The sequence below is a fragment of the Roseibium sediminis genome (assembly GCF_008711325.1).
Lineage (GTDB): Bacteria > Pseudomonadota > Alphaproteobacteria > Rhizobiales > Stappiaceae > Roseibium > Roseibium sediminis.
The window spans coordinates 21,359-29,412 of the sequence record NZ_VXDB01000031.1; the positions used below are offsets into that span (position 1 = coordinate 21,359).

Annotated in this window: 3 protein-coding genes; all 3 read left to right on the forward strand. The window is 59.8% G+C overall.

Features of this window, described 5'->3' with window-relative positions; genetic code table 11:
* The first annotated feature begins 309 nt into the window (after positions 1-309).
* The 3 genes from F0155_RS20755 (at position 310) to F0155_RS20765 (ending at position 7,896) form a co-directional block, all read left to right on the forward strand.
* Positions 310-5,997: an apolipoprotein A-IV repeat region-like domain-containing protein gene (locus tag F0155_RS20755; RefSeq protein WP_150526485.1), complete on the forward strand. Its 5,688-nt coding sequence runs from the start codon at positions 310-312 to the stop codon at positions 5,995-5,997.
* 120 nt (positions 5,998-6,117) lie between these two features.
* Positions 6,118-6,858 (forward strand): DUF930 domain-containing protein, encoded by a 741-nt coding sequence (locus F0155_RS20760; protein WP_150526486.1) that lies wholly within the window; start codon positions 6,118-6,120, stop codon positions 6,856-6,858.
* Between the two features lie 90 nt (positions 6,859-6,948).
* On the forward strand, positions 6,949-7,896 hold the full coding sequence (locus F0155_RS20765; RefSeq protein ID WP_150526487.1) for a DMT family transporter: 948 nt from the start codon (positions 6,949-6,951) through the stop codon (positions 7,894-7,896).
* Positions 7,897-8,054 lie beyond the last annotated feature (158 nt).

Genomic DNA, 8,054 nt, shown 5'->3' on the forward strand with positions numbered 1-8,054 from the left:
CCAAAAACCACCCTAGAACGGGCCTCAATTACAGCCTCTAGGTTGTTATGGCCATTACTGTTTCTTGTCCAATGGCCAAGATTGTGCCATTAGATTTAGCAATGCGGCAAGGTGGGGAAAATGCTGCGCAGCTTGATGTTGCCAGCCGGTCAGCGGCGGCCCCTCACCGAACTGAGAATGAAGCGGAAACAATACAACAGCCACTTATGGCCATATGTTTCCGGTTCAGGAATCGACGCATACGGTATGGGGCACACGACTGGTGGCCCTACCGGCGTGTAATGAGTATGGACGTGAGGCGATCCTAAAATGGCAAATCCCCCGAAGGTGAAAGACCCGGCAGAAGCAGCTCTCTCTGCGGTCGAAGAAGCCCTGAAGCTGGATTTTGGTGGACCGGAGGCGCAGTCGGCGGCTCCCTCATCAGACAGCGCGTCAGCACCGGAGGCAGACACGCCCGAAAAGAAGCAGGACCGCAAGGCTGCAAATGACGAAGCGCGCAACGCCCGCCGGCGTGGTCGCAGCAATCGCCCGCCTGCAGCCAATGACGATCGTCGCAACATCGGCAGCCTCATTTATGCCTTGCAGCGACGCCCTTCTTCAGCTCCGTTCTGGGGCGCCGCAGCCCTCACCCTGCTCTGGGGTGGTGTCGGCGCAAGCCTTGCCATGTCCTCCTTCGGGGACAAGCTGTCCAGCCTCACCAGCTTTTCGGCAATCGCCCAGTCGCCTGAACTGATTCTCGCCGCCATTGCCGTCATCGTGCCGATTATCTTCTTCTGGGTGATGGCGATGATGATCTGGCGCGCCCAGGAAATGCGCATCGTCGCACGCGGAATGACCGAAGTCGCCTTGCGTCTGGCTGAGCCGGAAGACATGGCCAAGGAATCCATCCTCAGCGTTGGTCAGGCGATCCGTCGTGAAGTTGCCGCCATGGGCGACGGCATCGAGCGCGCCATTGCCCGCGCGAGCGAACTGGAGGTTCTCGTCCACAACGAAGTGTCCTCGCTCGAGCGCTCCTACAATGACAACGAACTGAAGATCCGCTCGCTGATCGAGGAACTCGTCAGCCAGCGCGAAGCCATCATCAACAACGCCGAGCGCGTGCGCGAGACCATCACCAGCGCGCACGATAACTTCGCCTCGCAGTTGTCGTCGTCTTCCGGCGATTTCGGCGCGACGGTCGACAAGGCCACCGAAAAGATGCTGGACGCCGTTAACGCCCGCGTTGACGAGCTGACCTCGACCGTTGACGAGCGCATTGCCTCTCTTGGCTCCTCGCTGACATCCTCCGGCAACGAGCTGGTGGAATCCCTGACCGTCCGTGCGGAAGACTATGTGAACCGTCTGTCCACGACCGGTAACGACCTCGTCGACAACCTGTCAGAAACCGGCAACAAGCTCTGGGAAACCCTGTCGAGCCGCGGCACGGACATCAACGCACGCTTTGCCGAAACCGCGGATCGTTTCGTGGAAACGCTCACGGCGCGTGGCGAGGAAATCAACACCAACCTTACCGCATCGACCAACACGGTCGTCGAAACCCTCAGCCAGAAGTCCGAGGAACTGCGCCTGTCGATGGAAACCACCGGCGCAAGCGTCGGCGAGACCATTTCCCAGCGCGGCGAGGAAATCAACGCCAACATGTCCCTCACGTCGGGCCGCCTGATCGACACGATCACGTCCAGAACCGAGGAACTCATCAACACCGTCGACACGCGTGTCACCACGCTTGATGCCTCGCTGGCCGCAACCGGCGACCGGGTTGTCGACAGCATTTCCGAACGTGGTCAGGAAGTCACCAACACGATCTCCGTACGCGGTGCGGAAATCGTCGAGACCCTGTCCGATCGCAGCACGGAAGTTGCTGAAATCCTTCGCGGAACCGGTGAATCCATCGTGGTTGACCTGTCCCTGCGCGGCGGCGAGATCGCGTCCAAGCTGGACGAGACCGCAGGCACGCTCACGGAAACCATCACGATCCAGGGCGGCTCGCTGGCAGAGAAGCTGGAGAGCATCTCCGACCGCATCTATTCCGCCATCACCATCAATGGCGATAGCCTTGACGAGCGCCTTGCTGCCCGCAGCAACGAAATGGCTGCGATTCTGGAACAGCAGAACATTGCCTTCCGCGAAACACTGGAAAGCGCCTCTACGGAGGTCACTGCAAGCCTTGGCTTCCAGACCCAGGAGTTCACCCAGCGTTTGGCCGAAACCGGCACGCAGCTGGCGTCCCTCATCGGCGGTCGCGGCGAGCGGATTGCCGGCGACATCAGCGTTGCAGGCGAGAAGATCATCGACACGATCGACGTTCGCGGCAAGCTGCTGGAGGAAAACCTCTCCAGCCGCCTCACCGAGCTGGACAGCATCGTTACGGAAAAGGGCGGACATCTCATCGAGGCGTTCGACACCAAGACCCTGCTCCTCTCCGAAGCTCTCGACAGCCGTCTGAGCACGCTGGACACCACCTTCACGTCGCAGATCAACTCGCTTGATGCGTCTCTGGGTGACCGGATCAGCACGCTCGACAACTCGCTGGGCGACCGCTTTGCCTCCATGGACGGCTCGCTCAACGAACATCTCAAGCTCATCGACAGCACTTTGGGCGACAAGATCGCAACGATCGACGCGTCCTTGAGCGAGAAGATCTTCTCCATCGAAACAACGTTCGGAGACAAGATCTCCACGATCGACACGACCCTCGGCGAACGTATTTCGACGATCGACTCCTCGCTTGGCAGCCATATCAACACGCTCGACCTTACACTGGACCAGCGTACGGCGAACTTCGAGGCCGCCCTTGAAACCCGCACTCAGATCCTTGCGGATGCCATCGACCAGCGCACCATCGGAATTTCCGATGCTCTGGAAGAAAAGACCCGCAACATCACCGATGTTCTGGCAGATCGCTCCGACGCAATCACCCTTCGCCTTGGCGAAAAGGTCGAGGCTGCCGGCGACACCCTTGCATCGCGTGCGGAGGAAATCGGCAAGACGCTCAACGAGCGTGTTGACGAAGCCTCTACGGCCATGGTCAGCAAGGCAGAGCATCTCGCCGACACAATGAAGAGCGGCACGGAGCGTATCGACGAAACGCTTGATGCCCGCGCACGCCAGATCAGCGAAACCCTGATCACCCGCACCCGCGAAATCGCTCAGGCCTTTGTTTCCGGTCAGGAAGAAATGACCACCGCCCTCGACAGCCGTCTGGCTGAGGCCGGCTCCGTGCTGACCAAGCAGAGCACAGAACTCACCGACTCGCTTTCCGAGCGGATCGCCGAGATCAATGTCTCCCTTGGCGCAAAGGTCTTCGAAGTCGCCGAAACCCTCGACACCCGCGCAAGCCAGCTGGAAACGGTTCTGAACGAGCGTCTGGAAAGCATTTCCGGCACCCTCAGCGGCGAAAGCCAGAAGGCTCTGGAAGTTCTCACCAACGTTGTGAGCGAAGCCGGAACGACCCTGTCGACGGAAAGCACCCGCATGCGCGACATGGTCACCGAGGCCGTTGCACAAGCTGTTGCTTCCCTCTCCGGCGAAGGCAGCCAGATCAAGAATATCGTCGACGGCGCTGTTGCAGATGCAGTCAGCAAACTGGCCGACGAGCGCAGCAAGACCGTTGGCATCGTGACCGGTACGCTGGATGATGCGACCGCACGCCTCTCCGAAGAAGGTGAGCGCATGCGCCAGATCGTTCTCAACTCTCTGGGCGATGCTCGCGGCATCCTTGAAGGGGAGAGCCAGAAGGCCAGCGATGCCATCACCGGCGTCATGGATCTGGCCCGTGGAACCCTGTCGTCCGAAAGCGAAAAGGTCCGCGATCTGGTCCTGTCCGCTGTCGGCGATGCAGCCCGCTCCATGGCCGCAGAGAGCGAGAATGCACGCGCCCTCTACGTTGGCACACTGGCTGAGTTCTCCGGCACTCTTACCGGTGAAAGCAATCAGGTCCGCGACGACCTCAGCCGTACCATTGCAGAGATCTCCGGCAACCTGTCCTCCGAAAGCGAACAGGCCCGTCAGACCCTTGCAAAGACGCTTGAGGAAATCCGCGGCCAGATGTCCGGCGAGGCAGAGATTGTCCGCGCCCGCGTCAACAACGCCGTCAACGAAGCTGCCGACCTCCTCCGCGAGCGTGGCAACTCCGTGGCCAACGAGCTGCTTGAAAAGGCAAACAGCCTGAACGACGCGTTCAACGCCCAGTCCGGCGAACTTGCCAAGATCATCGGCACCGATGGCAGCGAACTGATCGAAGCCATCGAAACCCGTGCCAAGGATCTGACCGGTCGCGTTTCCGAGGTTCACAGCGCAATCCTTGACGCGATCACCGTCAAGGGCGGCGAAGTGGCCGATGCCTTCGCGCAGAACGGTTTCGAGGCCACCCGCTCGCTGGTTGATGCCGGTGACCGCGTTGTCGCAAACCTTACCGAACAGAGCCATAAGGCTGCAGAGATCATGACGGGCGCCAATGATCGCCTGGTCGCCTCTCTGGAAGAGCGGAGCCGCCGTGCAGCCGCCCTTCTCGTCGACACCAAGCGCCAGCTGGAAACCGACGTTACCGAGATCCTCGAAAAGCTCGACGCGTCCAACCTCAGCCTGCAGACGATCATCAATCAGGCCGGCTCCAACCTCAACGAGGTGGAAATCAACCTGGGTCGCCGCGCCGGCGAGTTCCGCTCTGCGGTTGATCGTGCTGTCACCGACACAACGGCAACAAACGCGGTCATCACCGAACAGGTGGATGCACTGCGCACGGTGACCGAGACCACCCTTGCCGACATTCAGGCCCTGACCAACCGCCTGGGCGATCACTCCTCTGCCCTCTCCGACGCAGCACGTCATCTGGAGAAGACAAACAACACCGTCGAAAGCCGCGTTTCCGAACGCCGCACGGCGATCGAGGAAGTGGCCGAAACCCTGCTGGCCAAGACAGAAGCTGTCGACAGCCTGATGCGCACCTTCACCGCGTCCCTGTCCGAAACGCTGGAAACAGCCGACGACAAGGCCCGCGATGCAGCGCGCATGCTGAGCGCGGCAGCCGAAGCAGCAACCCAGAAGGTTGCCGAACAGTTCGAGAGCATGCGTCTGACCGCCGGTATGGAAGGTCAGAAGGCCCGCGACACTATTCGTTCGGCGCAGGAAGCCATCATGTCCGAAATGTCCCGGACAACAGCGGAAGCCTCCGAGCGGTTCAATGAAGCTGCAACCCGCATGCGTGATGTGGCTCGTGATGTTCACCTGGAGCTTGAAGCAACCCGCAACGAGCTGAAGAAGGGTGTCCTTTCCCTGCCGGATGAGGCGGAAGAATCCTCCGCAGCCCTGCGCAAGGTGGTCAACGAGCAGATCCGCGCGCTGAGCGAGCTCTCCGACATCGTTGCCAAGCAGGCGAACACGCTCGACGTGTCCCGCCCGCAGGACATGGCAATCGCGTCGGCCAGTGCTTCTGCAGCTCCGGCCGCAGCTAAGTCCTATGCTCCGCAGCGCCCGCAGCAACCTGCTCCGGCCCCGGTGGAAACCCGCCAGAAGCCTGCTCCGCGCCCGACGGAAACCCGCCGCCAGGCGGAACCGGCACCGGCAGGAAAGGGTTGGGTCTCCGACCTTCTGCGCCGCGCATCGCGTGATGACGATCCGTCCGAAGATCTTGAGACGGCCCGTGGTCCGCTGCAGTCCTTCGAGAGCCTGAACTCGCTTTCGGTCGACATTGCCCGCGCAATTGACCACGAGACGTTCATCGACCTGTGGGATCGCTACAAGAACGGCGAGCGCCGCGTGTTCACTCGTCGCCTCTACACTCTGCAGGGTCAGCAGACCTTTGACGAAATTCGTCAGAAATACTCCCGTGATCCGGAATTTCGGGCCGCCGTGGAGCGTTATGTGACGGACTTCGAGCAGCTGTTGCAGCAGGTTGCCCGCAACGACCGCGACAACATGCTGGGTCAGACCTACCTGACCTCGGATACCGGCAAGGTCTACACCATGCTGGCCCACGCCAGCGGACGGTTCGACTGATCCGATCAGACATGAAAAATCTTCAAGGGCGGCCCAAGGGTCGCCCTTTTTTCATGGCTCAAGATGGTTTGGGCATTTGCCCATTGGTGACGCAATCAATCCGGGCCAACCAGAGCAACCATGTCCCTGACATGCATACCTGACCAGATATCTGTCCCTCTCGACGGCCCTAGCACGGTCCGGCAAGGCAGCAGTTTCCTTCTGTCCGTTGTGATGCATCTCCTACTCGTGACCGTTTTCGTCTGGACAGTTCGCACCACGCCCGCGCGTCCTGTCTCGCCGCCGGAAACCGCAGTGGAAGTGACACTGGTTTCAATACCCTCCCGGTATGAGCCGGAAAAGGCGCCAACATCTGAACCCGAAACAGAAGCGGTGCCATCGCCAAGCTTGCCCATCCCCAGTCAGCTGCCAGAGGACAGCCCGGCAGATCCAGTCGAGGAAATCGCCGTCCTGACCGCTACCCGGCTTCCCTCAGGACTGGCGCGAGTGAGGCAAATCTACGCCAACAGGATCCTTGCCAGCGACGACGGCAGGGCTGCCAGGGCGGGGCTTATGACGGCTTATGGAGAAGAGCGCTGGATCCAGCTGTGCAATCTCGAAGCCCTGGAGCAGATTGCCAATGCGGATCCCTTGATGACGCCCCATCAGATCATTGCCCATACGCGTTCACCGATAGTCGTGAAGACAAACCACATCTCGGCCTATGGAGCGGCGGTCTATTCGAAGGACAGTTGGTTTGACCTCCAGTTTGAATGCTGGTTCAGCGAGGAGGATCTCGAATTATCGGACTTCGCATTCCGGCTTGGAGGCAAAATCCCGCGCAGACATTGGGACAGCTTGTGGCTTCCAGAGCCGCATTAGAACTGAATAGACGCTCGCGTGACCTTGACTGGTATTTTAAATCGGTTGAACCTTGACGAAATACTGAAACCCGCCAGAAATCGGCTCGTTATGCCCCCAAAATCCCCGTCCCCTGCCCGCGGACTGGGCTTTGCTTTTATCGGCTTTGCCTTATTCGCCATGCACGACGCCCTGATTAAATATCTGGGCGCGAGCTATTCGGTCTTTCAAATCATCTTCTTTGCCATGCTGTTTGCCTTCATTCCGATGGCAACCATCATGCTGGTCGACAAGGCTCAGGCCAATTTCCGGCCCCGCCATCCCTATCTCGTTGTCGCTCGTGCTACGCTCGGCATTATCAGCATGTCCGGAGCGTTCTACGCGTTCACGACACTGCCGCTGACAGAGGTTTACGGGCTGCTGTTCTCAACGCCGCTTCTGATCACAGCATTCTCTGTTCCGCTGCTGGGAGAAGTCGTTCGCGCCCAACGTTGGGGCGCAGTCCTTGTCGGCCTCGTGGGCGTGCTGATTGTTCTCAGACCCGGCCTCACCGAAATCTCGCTTGGTCACATCGCAGCCTTGGTCGCTGCCTGTGCGTCCGCGTTGACCTCTATCGTGCTTCGCAAGATCGGTGGGGAAGAACGATCGGCGGTGCTGATCCTTTATACGATGCTGGCTTCGATGCTCGTGACCGGCGTCCTGATGCCTCAGGATTACCAGCCGGTCGACCTGCCGCATCTGGCGCTCCTTGCCGGGATTGGTTTCCTGTCAGTTGTGGCGCAGTTCTGCTCGATCTCCGCCTACCGCCATGCCCCGGCTGCTGTCATTGCGCCGATGCAGTACAGCCAGATCATCTGGGCAGCAATTTTCGGGGCGATCTTCTTCATGGAACAGCCCGACATCTTTGTTGCCATAGGCTCCATGATCGTCATTGCCTCAGGCGGCTTCGTAGTCTGGCGCGAAAGCAGGGTGAACGTCTCAAAACGCACGCCGGTTCTGGGCAGTTCCAGCAACCGCTTCGACACCGGCCCATCCCCGGAAGTCAAACGCCGCGACTAGAGAACGTCTCGCATTCACTGAATCACTCGACGTGCTCTAAATATTTGATTTGGCGCATTTCCTGACGGCCAACCGGTATCCACTTCGCCTGGAAATGCTCTAGCAGGCTGCTGAATAACCCGCTGGTTTTTTCGCTCAAATCCTGGTTGGATGATGAC

Bases quoted from the DNA above. Each gene is read 5' to 3' on its own strand.
- F0155_RS20755 (WP_150526485.1), top strand. From the start codon at position 310: ATGGCAAATCCCCCGAAGGTGAAAGACCCGGCAGAAGCAGCTCTCTCT.
- F0155_RS20760 (WP_150526486.1), top strand. From the start codon at position 6,118: ATGTCCCTGACATGCATACCTGACCAGATATCTGTCCCTCTCGACGGC.
- F0155_RS20765 (WP_150526487.1), top strand. From the start codon at position 6,949: ATGCCCCCAAAATCCCCGTCCCCTGCCCGCGGACTGGGCTTTGCTTTT.